This is a genomic window from Pseudomonas sp. S3E17, assembly GCF_024168685.1.
GTDB classification, from domain to species: Bacteria; Pseudomonadota; Gammaproteobacteria; order Pseudomonadales; family Pseudomonadaceae; genus Aquipseudomonas; species Aquipseudomonas marginalis.
In genome coordinates, this window is record NZ_JALJWE010000001.1 from 2,911,518 (window position 1) to 2,924,355 (window position 12,838).

The 12,838-nt window shown below is 62.2% G+C and carries 14 protein-coding genes; 6 read left to right on the forward strand and 8 right to left on the reverse strand.

From position 1 onward, the window contains the following. The 6 genes from flgJ to J3D60_RS12810 form a co-directional block, all read right to left on the reverse strand. Positions 1 to 1,269 (reverse strand): flagellar assembly peptidoglycan hydrolase FlgJ, encoded by a 1,269-nt coding sequence (gene flgJ, locus J3D60_RS12785; protein WP_027603838.1) that lies wholly within the window; start codon positions 1,267 to 1,269, stop codon positions 1 to 3. A 4-nt stretch (positions 1,270 to 1,273) separates the two neighbouring features. Continuing rightward, complete coding sequence (locus J3D60_RS12790) at positions 1,274 to 2,362, reverse strand: flagellar basal body P-ring protein FlgI (protein ID WP_033901075.1); 1,089 nt, start codon at positions 2,360 to 2,362, stop codon at positions 1,274 to 1,276. A gap of 27 nt (positions 2,363 to 2,389) precedes the next feature. Beyond that, the gene (gene flgH, locus J3D60_RS12795) at positions 2,390 to 3,085 is read right to left on the reverse strand and encodes a flagellar basal body L-ring protein FlgH (RefSeq protein WP_027603836.1); all 696 of its coding nucleotides are present in this window, start codon (positions 3,083 to 3,085) and stop codon (positions 2,390 to 2,392) included. Between the two features lie 53 nt (positions 3,086 to 3,138). Continuing rightward, positions 3,139 to 3,924: a flagellar basal-body rod protein FlgG gene (gene flgG, locus J3D60_RS12800; RefSeq protein ID WP_027603835.1), complete on the reverse strand. Its 786-nt coding sequence runs from the start codon at positions 3,922 to 3,924 to the stop codon at positions 3,139 to 3,141. A 72-nt stretch (positions 3,925 to 3,996) separates the two neighbouring features. Then, complete coding sequence (locus tag J3D60_RS12805; protein WP_065924946.1) at positions 3,997 to 4,737, reverse strand: flagellar basal body rod protein FlgF; 741 nt, start codon at positions 4,735 to 4,737, stop codon at positions 3,997 to 3,999. Positions 4,738 to 4,968: 231 nt separating this feature from the next. Next, on the reverse strand, positions 4,969 to 6,531 hold the full coding sequence (locus tag J3D60_RS12810; protein WP_115486753.1) for a sigma-54-dependent transcriptional regulator: 1,563 nt from the start codon (positions 6,529 to 6,531) through the stop codon (positions 4,969 to 4,971). Positions 6,532 to 6,788: 257 nt separating this feature from the next. Between J3D60_RS12810 and phhA the strand changes: the two genes are divergently transcribed. From phhA to J3D60_RS12825, 3 genes are all read left to right on the forward strand, one after another. After that, positions 6,789 to 7,580, forward strand: coding sequence for a phenylalanine 4-monooxygenase (gene phhA, locus J3D60_RS12815; RefSeq protein WP_253491640.1), 792 nt, complete (start codon positions 6,789 to 6,791; stop codon positions 7,578 to 7,580). A 105-nt stretch (positions 7,581 to 7,685) separates the two neighbouring features. After that, positions 7,686 to 8,042, forward strand: a complete 357-nt coding sequence (locus J3D60_RS12820; protein ID WP_010208721.1) for a 4a-hydroxytetrahydrobiopterin dehydratase — start codon at positions 7,686 to 7,688, stop codon at positions 8,040 to 8,042. Continuing rightward, on the forward strand, positions 8,042 to 9,235 hold the full coding sequence (locus tag J3D60_RS12825; protein WP_253491641.1) for an amino acid aminotransferase: 1,194 nt from the start codon (positions 8,042 to 8,044) through the stop codon (positions 9,233 to 9,235). The genes J3D60_RS12820 and J3D60_RS12825 overlap by 1 nt, the downstream gene beginning before the upstream one ends. Positions 9,236 to 9,371: 136 nt before the next feature. On the opposite strand, the gene J3D60_RS12830 is transcribed toward J3D60_RS12825, so the two are convergent. Beyond that, entirely contained in the window at positions 9,372 to 10,181 is an 810-nt protein-coding gene (locus J3D60_RS12830) for a UDP-2,3-diacylglucosamine diphosphatase (RefSeq protein ID WP_065924942.1), read from the reverse strand. Between the two features lie 137 nt (positions 10,182 to 10,318). Between J3D60_RS12830 and J3D60_RS12835 the strand changes: the two genes are divergently transcribed. From J3D60_RS12835 to J3D60_RS12845, 3 genes are all read left to right on the forward strand, one after another. Continuing rightward, entirely contained in the window at positions 10,319 to 11,068 is a 750-nt protein-coding gene (locus tag J3D60_RS12835) for an AraC family transcriptional regulator (RefSeq protein WP_065940577.1), read from the forward strand. A gap of 99 nt (positions 11,069 to 11,167) precedes the next feature. Then, positions 11,168 to 12,052 (forward strand): DMT family transporter, encoded by an 885-nt coding sequence (locus J3D60_RS12840; RefSeq protein ID WP_065940578.1) that lies wholly within the window; start codon positions 11,168 to 11,170, stop codon positions 12,050 to 12,052. Between the two features lie 131 nt (positions 12,053 to 12,183). Continuing rightward, positions 12,184 to 12,465, forward strand: coding sequence for a hypothetical protein (locus J3D60_RS12845; protein ID WP_253491643.1), 282 nt, complete (start codon positions 12,184 to 12,186; stop codon positions 12,463 to 12,465). 41 nt (positions 12,466 to 12,506) lie between these two features. Here J3D60_RS12845 and J3D60_RS12850 read toward each other — a convergent pair whose 3' ends face one another. After that, positions 12,507 to 12,794: a SelT/SelW/SelH family protein gene (locus J3D60_RS12850; RefSeq protein WP_065940580.1), complete on the reverse strand. Its 288-nt coding sequence runs from the start codon at positions 12,792 to 12,794 to the stop codon at positions 12,507 to 12,509. Between the last annotated feature and the right edge of the window lie 44 nt (positions 12,795 to 12,838).

The window sequence follows — 12,838 nt, forward strand, 5'->3', positions numbered from 1 at the left end:
TTATAAATGAGTGGTCGCGCCCGCGGCAGCGTAATTCTGGTAACTGTTCATGGTTTTTGCGATCTGCGAAATCTTGCTGGCGTAGGCCGGGTCCGTGGCGTATCCGGCTTTTTGCAACTCGCGTACAAACTGTTCGGGGTTATCGGCCGATTTCACAACTTCTTTATAGCGATCATTGCTTTGCAGCAATGTCACGAGATCATGAAAGCTGTCCTGATAGGAGGCGTAGGAACGGAACTGCGCCGTTTCCTTGACCATCGCCCCGTCACGAAACTCGCTGGTGATTGCACGGGCCTGGCCGCCCTGCCAGCTCTGGCCGGCCTTGATGCCGAACAGGTTGTGGCTGCTGCTGCCATCTTCGGCGCGCATCACCGACTTGCCCCAACCGGTTTCCAAGGCGGCCTGGGCCACCAGGTACTTCGGATCGACACCGATACGCGCGGCCGCCGCCTTGGCCATCGGCAACATGGTCGCGACAAATTCATCCTGGGAGCTGAACGCCTTCTTCACCGGTGCCAATGGCGGCTGGGCCACGGCGCGGCCGTAGACCTGCATGCGCCCGCTCGGCACGGCAAACGTGCGCGCGGTGCTGTTGACCACATTGTCGGCGGCCGCGCTGTTACGCAGCGGCGCCGCCTGGGCAACGGTGGTGGTGTCGGTGCTCGGCACGATACCGGCGAGCAGGCGATCGGTCAGCTTGCTCGGCAAGGCGATACGGCGCTGGTTCATCAGTGCGATGTCATTGCTGTGGGCCGCTGCAGCGCCCGCCTGGGGCTCCGCCACGCGATAGGCCCACAGTGGACGCTGGCCATTGGAACGCCCCAGCGGGCCCTCGGCCTGGGTTCCGGCGGCAATTTGCGTCGGCACATCGACTTTCTTGACCGCCTCGGCCGCCGCCGGGCCCTGCAAGGTGGCCGCCTGGGCGTCCACCGGCTTGTTCTTCTGCATCTGGCGCATCAGCACATCGGCCAGGCCGATACCGCCGCCTTCGCGGGACATGGAAACCGCCAGTTGCTGGTCGTACATTTCCTGATACTGCTTGGCGGCCGGGGTGTTCATCGGGTTGTCCTTGCCCAGGGCCTCGGTGGCCGAGCGCATGGACTTGAGCATCTCGCTCAAGAACAGCGACTCGAATTCCTGCGCCACCTTGCGCATGTTGCCTTCGCTGTTCTTGTCGCCGACCTTCAGTTGGTTCAGGCGATTCAAGTCGGAATACGAACCCGAATCCGCCGTGCTGGTCAGGCCGCTGTTACGCATGTCCATGGCCATGGCCTTAAATCACGATCAGATCGGCTTGCAACGCGCCGGCCTGCTTCAACGCTTCGAGGATCGCCATCAAGTCGCCTGGCGCTGCGCCCACCTGGTTCACCGCACGTACAATCTCATCCAGGGTCGTGCCCGGGCCGAACTTGAACATCGGCTTGGCTTCTTGCTGGGCATTCACTCGCGAGCGTGGCACCACCGCCGTCTGGCCATTGGACAACGGCCCAGGCTGGCTGACGATCGGATCTTCGGTGATGGTCACGGTCAGGCTGCCGTGGGTCACCGCCGCCGGCGAGACCTTGACGTTCTGGCCGATCACGATGGTACCGGTGCGCGAATTGATGATGACCTTGGCCACCGCCTGGCCCGGATCGACTTCGAGGTTTTCCAGGATCGACAGGTAGTCCACGCGCTGGCTGGGGTCCAGCGGCGCGGTGACGCGGATCGAGCCACCGTCGATAGCCTGGGCCACGCCAGGGCCGAGCATGTCGTTGATCTTGTCGACCACACGCTTGGCGGTGGTGAAGTCCGAACGGTTGAGGTTCAAGGTCAGGCTGTTGCCCTGGTTGAAACCGCTCGGCACGGTGCGTTCAACCGTGGCGCCACCCGGGATACGCCCGGCCGACGGCACGTTGACGGTGATCTTCGAACCGTCGCGACCTTCGGCGTCAAACCCGCCCACCACCAGGTTGCCCTGGGCGATGGCGTAGACGTTGCCGTCGATACCTTTCAGCGGGGTCATCAGCAGGGTGCCGCCCCGCAGGCTTTTGGAGTTACCGATGGACGACACGGTGATGTCGACCACCTGGCCCGGCTTGGAAAACGCCGGCAAGTCGGCACTGATCGACACCGCCGCGACGTTCTTCAACTGCACGTTGCCCGAACCCGCCGGCACCTTGATGCCGAACTGCGACAGCATATTGTTGAAGGTCTGCAGGGTGAACGGGGTCTGGGTGGTCTGGTCGCCCGTACCGTTGAGCCCCACCACCAGACCGTAGCCGATCAACTGGTTGGAACGCACGCCAGAGATGCTGGCGATGTCTTTCAGGCGTTCGGCCTGGGCGACTGCGCTCAGACTCAGCAGGAGTGCCGCCGCCATCAGCTGTTTGAGTTTCAAAGTGGCCACCTAGAAAGGGAACAGCGGGCTAAGGAAGAAACGGTCGAACCAGCCCGGCTGACTCGCATCAGCGAACGAACCCGTACCCGAGTAGGTAATGCGTGCATCGGCAATCCGCGTCGAGGGCACCGTGTTGTCAGTCGCAATGTCATCGGCCCGCACCATCCCGGCAATACGCACCAACTCATCACCGGTATTGAGGGTCATCCACTTTTCACCGCGTACGGCGATGATGCCGTTGGGCAACACATCCGCGACAGTCACGGTGATCGAGCCGGTGAGGCTATTGCCCTGCCCTGCGGCGCTCTTGCCGTTGGTGGCACGGTTGCCGCTGTACCCTGCGTTGAGGCTCAAGTCGCCGCTGCCCAGCGGGTTGTTGGTATTCGGTACGGCACCAAACAACGAGCTCAGCCCAATGCTGTTGGTGCTGGTCTTGTCCACCTGGGAGTTGGCGTTCTTGCTGGCCGTCGTTCTCTCGTTCAGGGTGATGGTGATGATGTCACCCACGCGGAACGCCTTGCGGTCGCTGTACAGGTTCTGTTCGAAACCGGCCTGGTAAATCGAGCCATTGTTGGCCGCCGCCGGCAACGGCGTGCGCGGCAACACCGGCGCGTAGTACGGGTCATTGGGTTTTGGCGTCGGGGCGACACAGCCCGCGAGCACGGCAATCCCACTCAATGCCAGAACGGAAACATAGCGATTCATGACCCTTACCTCACGGTGTTGCAGGCGCTCTCAGGAGCGCCCCATAGACTTGATTACAGATTCTGCGTTACGAACGAAAGCATCTGGTCGGCGGTGGAAATCACCTTGGAGTTCATCTCGTAGGCGCGTTGAGTGGTGATCATGTTGACCATCTCTTCAACGGTGCTGACGTTGGAGGTTTCCAGGGTGCTTTGCAGCGTGGTGCCGAAACCGTTCAGGCCAGGGGTGCCGATTTGCGGCGCGCCGCTGGAAGCGGTTTCCAGGAACAGGTTGTTACCCATCGCCTGCAGGCCGGCCGGGTTGATGAAGTCGGCGGTTTGCAGGTTGCCGATCACTTGCGACGCCGGGTTACCGGCCACGGTGATCGACACGGTGCCGTCGTTGCCGACGGTGAAGGTCTGGGCGTTGTTCGGCACGACGATAGCCGGTTCCAGGGCAAAACCGTTGGCTGTCACGATCTGGCCATTGGAGTCCAGGTGGAAGGTACCGTCACGGGTGTAGGAAGTGGTCCCATCCGGCTGCAGGATCTGGAAGAACCCTTTACCGTTGATGGCCATGTCCAGCGGCTGCCCGGTCTGCTGCAGGTTACCGGCGTTGAAGTTCTTCTGGGTGCCGACGATCTTCACACCGGTACCCAGTTGCAGACCCGACGGCAATTCGCTGTCCTGGGTCGACTGGGCGCCTGGCTGGCGCTTGATCTGATAGAGCAAGTCCTGGAACTCGGCGCGGTCACGTTTGAAACCCGTGGTCGACACGTTGGCCAAGTTGTTGGAAATGGTGGTCAGGTTGGTGTCCTGGGCGGACAGACCTGTTTTGGCAACCCATAGAGCCGGAAGCATGCTGTTCTCCTTCGTGCGCCTGTTTGTTGGCGCTGCGCTGCAAAAATTGGTAGTCGGTCAATAACGTGGCTATCAGCTCATCGCCATCACGCGGGTCATGGCCTGGTCGTCTTCCTTGGCGCTGTTCATCATCTTGATGTGCAACTCGAACTGCTTGGAAAGCGCCAGGACCGCAGTCATCTCTTCAACCGCGTTGACGTTGCTCGCCTGCAGGAAACCCGAGGTCAACGTAACGTTCGCATCGGCCACGGCCGGCTGGCCATCCTTGGTATGGATGGTGCCATCCAGGCCTTTATTCATATTCTTGAGATCGGGCTGGACCAGCTTGATACGGTCCACTTCAGCCATCACCCGCGGGCCTTCGCCCATGGCGCGGATGCTGATGGTGCCGTCGGCGCCCACTTCGACTTTCTGCTGCGGCGGTACGGCGATCGGGCCACCGTTGCCCATGATCGGCATGCCATTGCCGGCGCGCAGCACACCCAGCGCATCGACGTTCATGCTGGCACTGCGCACGTAGGCTTCACCGCCATCGGGGGTTTGCACCGCCATCCAGCCATTGCCGTTCACCGCCACATCCAGGTCGCGACCGGTCTCGATCATGGCGCCGGGGCTGAAGTCGGTCGCGGGACGTTCGGTCATGGCAAACGCACGCGCCGGAAAGCTGTCACCGAACACCGGCATCGAACGCGCCTGTTCCAGGTCGCGTTGGAAACCGTTGGTGGAAATGTTCGCCAAGTTGTTGGCATGGGCCTTCTGCGCCAGTGCATTCTGGCTGGCGCCGGTCATTGCCACATAAAGGTACTTGTCCACGCTCTTTCCTCTTTCTGACGCAGGCTTGCCGCCCACCGCTGTACTGATGAGGCTTAAGCAATTTGCGAACCAACTTTTAAAAAGAACGGAAAGCCCAGGCGGGGCGGGGGTTTGCGGGCAGGCAGCAGGATTTGAAGGACTGGAGATAGTCGAAAAAACGGCGGACTTATGCCGCTTACGGCAAGTACCCGTCTTACGGGTGACAGAGAACCAATGCGGGGGCGCAGTTGGTTATTTGTCCGCCTTGAGGATTTCGTAGTCGCGCAACTTATTGGCGATGGTGGTGTGCGACACCCCCAGGCGTTTCCCCAACTGCCGGCTGCTGGGATGCTCGGCATACAGGCTCTCCAGCACCGCCTTCTCGAAGCGTCCGACGATTGCCTCCAAACCGCCCTCCAGGGAAAAGTCGCCAAGGGGTTGGCGCACGCCGTAGTCCGGCAGGCGGATGTGTTCGACCTTGACCGTCCCGCCGTCACACAGCGACACCGCCTGGAACAGCACGTTTTCCAACTGCCGCACATTCCCTGGCCAGTGGTAGTGGCTGAGCTTGTCCATGGCGGCAGGCGCCAGCTTGGGCAACGGGCATCCGATCTGCCGGCTGGCCTGGTCGAGAAAGTGCTCGACCAGGGGCGCAAGGCCGTCGAGGCATTCGCGCAGGGGCGGGATATGCAAGGACAGCACGTTGAGGCGGTGATAGAGGTCCTGGCGGAATTCGCCACGGGCGCAGAGTTCGGAGAGGTCCACCTGGGTGGCGCAGATCACCCGTACATCCAGGTACACCTCTTCGTCACTGCCCACGCGCCGAAAGCAGCCGTCCTGCAGGAAGCGCAGCAATTTCACCTGCAAGCGCGCGCTCATTTCCCCGACGCCATCGAGAAACAACGTACCGCCGGCCGTCAGCTCCAGCAGCCCGAGCTTGCCCTCGGCCCGCGCGCCTTCAAACGCGCCGGGGCCGTAGCCGAACAATTCGGTCTCGGCCATCGACTCGGGCAGCCCGGCGCAGTTCAGCGCCATCAACGGCGATTGCCCGCGCGGGCTGGCCAAGTGGCACGCGCGCGCCAACAACTCTTTGCCGGTGCCGGTTTCGCCTTCTATTAATAGAGGCGCATCCAACGGCGCCATGCGCCGGGCTTCACGCACCACGGCGGCCATGACCTTGGAGCTTTGGAAAATACTGTCGAAACCGCGCAGCTCCTGTTTGCGCACATTGTAGATACGCTCGCCCACGCGGTCGGCACGGTGCAGGGTCAGCACCGCACCGGCCATGGCTTCGCTGTCGTCATGTTCGGAGGATTGCAGCGGTGCGATATCCGCCAGGAACACGTCACCCTTGACCTTCACCCGCAGGCCATTGATCCGCGATTTACTCGCGCGTACCAGTTCCGGCAAGTCGAAATCCTCGGCGTAGCGCGACAGCGGAATGCCCGGCACCTCGTCCACCCGCACCCCGAGCAACTGCGCGGCCGCACGGTTGGCGGCGACGATGGAGCCGCCCATATCGATGGACAACACCGGAAACTCAAGCGCACCGAGCAGCGCATTGAGTTCCATATGCCGACGTTCACTGGGCATCAGCCCTACCCTTTTGACGCCAAACACCCCGGCAATCGCCTCGAACTGCGGGCGCAGCGCCTGGAATTGCATGTTCACCAGGTTCGGACAGAACAGGTAAATGGCGTTGCCATGCTCGCCGCCCACCTCACCCTTGGCGACGTTGACGCCGTACTCCACCAACAGGTTGAGGATGTCCCGCAGGATGCCGATGCGGTTCTGGCAGTGCACTTTGATACGCATGAAAAGGCCCGAAAAGTGGGTAGGCGCCGCGTCTTTTTGTCGCTGGGCGCAGATAGTCGTCAAGATTATGTGACAGCTCGGGGGCTTTTCCCAGCCCAATACGCCAACCAGCCGTGCTTCCGTAACGAATACTTTACGAATATTGGTAATTTTTCCTACGCACAAGCCCTTGAAGCCGATGGCATCTCGCCGCATACGGCGTATCAATAGGCTCATCCCAGGACATAACAAGAACGAATGCCTAGCAGGAGAGCCGTATGAAGCAGACGCACTACGTGGCCCGCGAGCCCGATGCGCAAGGTTTTATCCACTACCCCGCGGAAGAGCACGCGGTGTGGAACACCCTGATCACCCGCCAGTTGAAAGTGATCGAGGGCCGTGCCTGCCAGGAATACCTGGATGGCATCGACAAGCTCGGCCTGCCCCTGGATCGCATCCCGCAACTGGGTGAAATCAACCAGGTGCTGGCCGCGACCACCGGCTGGCAAGTCGCCCGCGTGCCGGCGCTGATCCCCTTCCAGACCTTCTTCGAATTGCTCGCCAACAAGCAGTTTCCGGTGGCGACCTTTATTCGTACCCGCGAAGAACTGGATTACCTGCAAGAGCCGGATATTTTCCACGAGATCTTTGGCCACTGCCCGCTGCTGACCAACCCCTGGTTCGCCGAATTCACCCACACCTACGGCAAGCTCGGCCTGGCGGCCAGCAAGGAGCAACGGGTGTACCTGGCGCGCCTGTACTGGATGACCATCGAGTTCGGCCTGGTGGACACCCCCGACGGTCGGCGCATCTACGGTGGCGGGATTTTGTCGTCGCCCAAGGAAAGTGTTTACTGCCTGTCCGACCAGCCTGAACATCAAGCCTTCGACCCGCTGGAAGCGATGCGCACGCCGTATCGCATCGACATCCTGCAACCGCTGTATTTCGTGCTGCCCAACCTCAAGCGCCTGTTCGAAGTGGCGCAGGAAGACATCATGGGCATGGTCGAGCGCGGCATGCAGCTTGGGTTGCATGCGCCGAAATTCCCGCCAAAACCCAAGGCCGCGTGAACCGTGGCTTTTAAGGCCAGGTGAGTCTGTTCCCCGGCCCCGCGTTGCTTTAGGGTGACGCCACTGACGACCGTTTTTAAACACTCGAATTCAGGACACCACCACATGACCACCTTGAACCAAGCCCACTGCGAAGCCTGCCGCGCCGATGCCCCGCAAGTCAGCGATGAAGAACTGCCGGTGCTGCTCAAGCAGATCCCCGACTGGAACATCGAGGTGCGCGATGGCGTGATGCAGCTGGAAAAGGTTTTCCTGTTCAAGAACTTCAAGTTCGCCCTGGCCTTTACCAACGCCATGGGTGAAATCTCCGAAGCCGAAGGCCATCACCCGGGCCTGCTCACCGAATGGGGCAAGGTCACCGTGACCTGGTGGAGCCACTCCATCAAGGGCCTGCACCGCAACGACTTCATCATGGCCGCGCGCACCGACGAAGTGGCCAAGGACGCCGAGGGCCGCAAGTAATGCATTTCGATGCCATAGGCCGCGTGCCCGGCGACCCGATCCTCGGCTTGATGGACCTGTATGCCCAGGACGCCAACCCGAACAAGTTCGACCTTGGCGTGGGCGTCTATAAGGACGACCAGGGCCTGACGCCGATTCCCCAGTCGGTAAAGCGTGCCGAACAGCGCCTGGTCGACACCCAGGCCACCAAGACCTATATCGGCGGCCACGGCGATGCAGCGTTCGGCACCCTGATCAGCGAACTGGTGCTGGGCGCCGACTCCGCCCTGCTGCGCGAACACCGTGCCGGCGCCACTCAAACCCCAGGCGGCACCGGGGCCCTGCGCCTGAGCGCCGACTTTATCGCCCACAACCTGCCCGGCCGTGGCGTGTGGCTGAGCGACCCGACCTGGCCGATCCACGAAACCATCTTTGCCAAGGCCGGGCTCAAGGTCAGCCATTACCCCTACGTGGGCGTGGATAACCGCCTGGATGTGGCGGCGATGCTGGCAACCCTCTCCACCGTGCCCAAGGGCGACGTGGTCTTGCTGCACGCCTGCTGCCATAACCCGACCGGCTTCGACCTGTCCCAGGATGACTGGCGCCAGGTGCTGCACATCGTGCGCGAGCGCCAGTTGCTGCCGCTGATCGACTTCGCCTACCAGGGCTTTGGCGACGGCCTGGAGCAGGACGCCTGGGCGGTGCGCTTGTTGGCGGCTGAACTGCCGGAAGTATTGATCACCAGTTCGTGCTCGAAGAACTTCGGCCTGTACCGCGACCGTGTCGGCGCGCTGATCGTGTGTGCGGCGGACGCCGAGAAGCTGAAGGATGTACGCAGCCAGTTGGCAAATACCGCGCGCAACCTGTGGTCGACGCCGCCGGACCATGGTGCGGCAGTGGTCGCGACCATCCTGGGGGATGCCGAGCTGAAACAGCAGTGGAGCGAGGAAGTCGAAGCCATGCGTGCGCGAATCGCGCAGTTGCGTTCCGGACTGGTGGAGGCGTTGGCGCCCCATGGTCTGGCGGAGCAGTTTGCGCACATCGGGGCGCAACGCGGGATGTTTTCCTACACCGGCTTGAGTGCCGAGCAGGTCAAGCAACTGCGCGAGAAGCACAGCGTGTATATGGTCAGTTCGGGGCGAGCCAACGTGGCGGGTATTGATGCGACACGCCTGACGCTCCTGGCCGAAGCCATCGCCGACGTATCCAACTGAAGAAACACAAAACCAATTGTAGGAGCGAGCTTGCTCGCGAAGAACTCATAAGCACCGCGCCTATTCAGGCTGCACGCGTTATCGTTGACGTTTTTCGCGAGCAAGCTCGCTCCTACAGTTGGACTGTGGTTGGCCTTCAGTTTGTGATCATCTCAGCTTTCAACTGCGCTTCTTTCGCCTGGGCATCCGCCAACCGATACAACTCGATGCTCCCGTCCCAGTGCTCGATCAACGCCGTGCACGACTCCACCCAATCCCCGCAGTTGAGGTAATCCACCTCGCCCACCTTGCGAATCTCCGCATGGTGGATATGCCCGCACACCACGCCATGCAACTCGCGCCGGGTCACTTCGTGGGCGATGGCCTCTTCAAAATCGCTGATAAAGCTCACGGCGGTTTTGACCTTGTGTTTCAGGTACGCCGACAAAGACCAGTAGCCATAGCCGTAGCGGGCGCGCCAGTGGTTCAACCAGCGGTTCAAGGTGAGGGTGAACTCGTAGGCCGAGTCGCCCAGGAACGCCAGCCAACGGTGGTAACGGGTGATCACATCGAACTGATCGCCGTGGATCACCAGCAGATGACGACCGTCAGCCGTCACATGCACCGCCTCATCCACCAACTGGATATTGCCCAGGATCAGCTTGGAGTAGCGGCGCAGGAACTCGTCGTGGTTGCCGGTAACGTAGATCACTTCGGTCCCGCGCTTGGCCATGGTCAGCAGGCGACGGATCACGTTGGTGTGGGCCTGAGGCCAATACATGCCGCCGCGCATTTTCCAGCCGTCGATGATATCGCCCACCAGGTAGACCTTATCGGCGTGGTAGCCCTTGAGGAACTGCGACAGGTGTTCGGCCTGGCAATCCCGGGTGCCCAGGTGCACGTCGGAAATCCACAGGGTACGAACCCGCTGCTTGCGGCTGGGCTTGGTGAACTCGGCACTGGTCATGGGCATCCCTCGACGCTGTTTTCGCGAGCTTGCGCCCTGGCGATTAATAGCCCATGACAGTCGTGCGTCAGTCCGATGACAGCGCCCGCCGGCCGCGAAGCGTTGTAGACTGGCGCCCTGCCGCCCAGGAGACCGCGATGAGACCGTCGCTCACGCTACGCCACTACCTCGAAGCGCCCATCGCCCACAGCCATGACCATGCGCAGTTGGTGTTCGGCCTGTCCGGCCACCTGGACCTGGAAGTCGACGGCCGTGGCAGCCAGGTGCGCGAAAGCAGCGTGATGGTGCTGCCCTTCTCCGCCCACCACGCCTGTGGCAGTCGCGATGGCAGCCGTTGCCTGGTGCTGGATGTGCCCACGGAGCATTGGCTCCTGCAATCCCTGGGCGAACACGCCGACGCCAGCCGCCGTCTGCTCGATCAACCGGCACGCCTGGCCCTGGATGCCCGGCAGCACCAACTGGTGCAATGGCTGGCGCACGGTCCCGTGGATGATCCACTGATCGTCCAGCAGGGTGCGGTGCTGTTGCTGGCCAGCCTCAACCATCCGCAGGCCCCGCAGGTGCCGGGCCGCCGCCTGCCGTATGCGGCATTCAATGCGCATATCGAGCGACACGTTGCCCATCCGTTGCAGGTCGCCGACCTGGCGCGTATCGCCGGCCTGTCGGTGGCGCGCCTGCATGCGCGCTTTATCACCGAATGCGGGCAGACGCCCATGGATTACATCCGCAGTCGGCGCCTGCAACTGGCCCTGAACCTGCTGCGCGAGACGCCGCTGCCCATCGGTGAAATCGCCGAGCGGGTGGGCTACACCTCACAAAGTGCCTTTGCCGCCGCTATGCTGCGTGAATTCGGCGCCTCTCCCGGCGCGTTGCGGCGCGCCTCATAGGGCGAGCCTTGCGCTAAAAATCGCGAGTCCCACGACAGACGCCCGCACCGGCACCCTCTAGACTGCGAACCTGTCACTCCCGTTGGTTCAAGGATCGCAATGACTCCCCGCTCAGCCCTCGGCGCCCTGCATATCGGCGCATTGATGTTTGGCCTTACCGGCGTCTTCGGCAAGCTGGCGGCCGCCTCCCCGGCCATCATCGTCTTCGGTCGCGCCGCGTTTGCCGTGATTGCCCTGGCAGTGTTTGCACGCTTCGCCAGCAACGCCCCCTGGAAAACCCTGGCGCTGCAGGACTGGCGTCGCCTGCTGGTCAGTGGCGTGTTGCTGGCGGCGCATTGGGTGACATTCTTCATTGCAGTCAAGGTCGCCGGTGTGGCCGTCGCCACGCTGGGGTTTACTGCATTCCCGGCGTTTACCGTGATCCTCGAAGGGCTGATCTTCCGCGAGCGCATTCGCGCCAATGAAATCGTACTGGTGGCTCTGGTCACCGTTGGGTTGGTGCTGGTCACGCCGGACTTCAACCTCGCCAGCGAAGCCACTGGCGGCCTGCTCTGGGGCATCGCCTCGGGGTTGCTGTTTTCCTTGTTATCGCTCAATAACCGAGCCAGTTCCGGGCGCATCCCTGCCGTACAGGCGGCGCTTTGCCAAAATGTGGTGGTCGCCCTGTGCCTGCTGCCCGTGGCTGCGCCGGGTTTGGCGGATGTGCGTGCGCTGGATTGGTTGTGGATCGGCCTGCTTGGGGTGTTCTGTACCGGCCTGGCCCATAGCCTGTTTGTCGCCAGCCTCGCGGTGATCAAGGCGCGCACCGCCTCGGTGGTGTTCGCCATGGAGCCGGTCTACGGCATCACGGTAGCCTGGCTGCTGTTTGCCGAAACCCCGACCCTGCGCATGTTGCTGGGCGGCGCGTTGATCATCGTCGCGATCGTGCTTTCCGGGCTGATGGGCAGCGCCAGCCAGGCCAAGCAGCCCGCTGCAACGGCCTGATCTATACTTTAAACATCCGCAACAGTCAGCCGTCGTTCAACGGATACAGACTCCTCGACGACAGCCATGGCGTTTCCTGAAGTTGCTGCACGCGAGTGGTCACTCCATTAACGCGATGCAGGGGTTTCATCATGGAAATGTTCATCAGCTTGTTGGTACAGATCATCAGCGGTGCCGTCGGTGGCAATTTGGCCGGCATGACCAAACAGAGCCTGGGGACCGGCCTCAATACCATGCTTGGCGGTATCGGTGGGCTGGTGCTGGGCCAGGTTGTCGCGGCACTCACGGGCACCTCCGGCGGCGAAGCCCTGGATGTGGCGGCGGTGGGCAGCAACATCGTCGGCGGCGGTGTCGGCGGCCTGCTGCTGACCTGGGTCGTGGGCTTCATCAAAAGCAAGATGGCCGCCAAATAGCGGCGCACCAAGGGGTCACCGCCCGGCTGTGGCGGTGACCTTCATGGCGTACGGTCGTTGTGGCCCAGGTCCCGTTGTGGATCGATCTGGTCGCGCACCCGTTGCTTGAGCACCTTGGCTTCGGGGAAGCCGCCGTCCACCTTGCGCTCCCAGATCTGCACGCCGTCGCAGGTGATCCGAAACGCACCGCCGGTGGCCGGCTCCAGCGCCACCCGGCCGAGGTCATCGGCAAACGTACTCAACAACTCCTGCGCCAGCCACGCGGCGCGCAGCAGCCACTGGCACTGGGTGCAATAGGTGATGACAATCTCGGGTTTGCTCAGCGACATAATTTGAGAGGCTCCTGGCGTAACGGGCTCGGTGGAACGGATGG

Bases quoted from the DNA above. Each gene is read 5' to 3' on its own strand.
- flgJ (WP_027603838.1), bottom strand. From the start codon at position 1,269: ATGGCCATGGACATGCGTAACAGCGGCCTGACCAGCACGGCGGATTCG.
- J3D60_RS12810 (WP_115486753.1), bottom strand. From the start codon at position 6,531: ATGCGTATCAAAGTGCACTGCCAGAACCGCATCGGCATCCTGCGGGAC.
- J3D60_RS12830 (WP_065924942.1), bottom strand. From the start codon at position 10,181: ATGACCAGTGCCGAGTTCACCAAGCCCAGCCGCAAGCAGCGGGTTCGT.
- J3D60_RS12825 (WP_253491641.1), top strand. From the start codon at position 8,042: ATGCATTTCGATGCCATAGGCCGCGTGCCCGGCGACCCGATCCTCGGC.
- J3D60_RS12850 (WP_065940580.1), bottom strand. From the start codon at position 12,794: ATGTCGCTGAGCAAACCCGAGATTGTCATCACCTATTGCACCCAGTGC.
- flgH (WP_027603836.1), bottom strand. From the start codon at position 3,085: ATGAATCGCTATGTTTCCGTTCTGGCATTGAGTGGGATTGCCGTGCTC.
- J3D60_RS12835 (WP_065940577.1), top strand. From the start codon at position 10,319: ATGAGACCGTCGCTCACGCTACGCCACTACCTCGAAGCGCCCATCGCC.
- phhA (WP_253491640.1), top strand. From the start codon at position 6,789: ATGAAGCAGACGCACTACGTGGCCCGCGAGCCCGATGCGCAAGGTTTT.
- flgG (WP_027603835.1), bottom strand. From the start codon at position 3,924: ATGCTTCCGGCTCTATGGGTTGCCAAAACAGGTCTGTCCGCCCAGGAC.
- J3D60_RS12820 (WP_010208721.1), top strand. From the start codon at position 7,686: ATGACCACCTTGAACCAAGCCCACTGCGAAGCCTGCCGCGCCGATGCC.
- J3D60_RS12845 (WP_253491643.1), top strand. From the start codon at position 12,184: ATGGAAATGTTCATCAGCTTGTTGGTACAGATCATCAGCGGTGCCGTC.
- J3D60_RS12790 (WP_033901075.1), bottom strand. From the start codon at position 2,362: ATGGCGGCGGCACTCCTGCTGAGTCTGAGCGCAGTCGCCCAGGCCGAA.
- J3D60_RS12840 (WP_065940578.1), top strand. From the start codon at position 11,168: ATGACTCCCCGCTCAGCCCTCGGCGCCCTGCATATCGGCGCATTGATG.